This is a genomic window from Dysgonomonas mossii (assembly GCF_004569505.1).
GTDB lineage: Bacteria > Bacteroidota > Bacteroidia > Bacteroidales > Dysgonomonadaceae > Dysgonomonas.
Window position 1 is genome coordinate 1 of record NZ_SPPK01000100.1, and the last position, 408, is coordinate 408.

The window sequence follows — 408 nt, forward strand, 5'->3', positions numbered from 1 at the left end:
TAATACTTATTTAAAGTAGCCTGGTATTGCTTTGACTTCTAGGAATTCTTCTATACCATAGTCTCCCCATTCTCTACCAATACCTGATTGTTTATAACCACCGAATGGTAAGTCAGGTTTTCTACCTGCGTCATTTAACTCGACAGTTCCTGCTTCGATTGATCTAGCTACTTTTCTAACTTGATCTGTATCATTACCATAAACATAAGCTGCTAATCCGTATACTGTATCATTAGCAATTTCAATTGCTTCATCTAAATCTTTATAGGTAATGATTGTACCTACCGGACCGAATATTTCTTCTTGAGCAATTGTCATATCGTTTTTAACATCTGTAAACAATGTCGGTTTTATGAAATAACCTTTTTCTAGTCCTTCAGGTTTACCTACTCCACCTGCTGCTAGTGT

Annotated in this window: 1 protein-coding gene; it reads right to left on the reverse strand. The window is 35.8% G+C overall.

Features of this window, described 5'->3' with window-relative positions; all coding sequences use genetic code 11:
• Positions 1 to 6: 6 nt before the first annotated feature.
• Positions 7 to 408: aldehyde dehydrogenase family protein (locus E4T88_RS17615; protein ID WP_135107592.1), on the reverse strand; the 402-nt coding region annotated here is incomplete at its 5' end.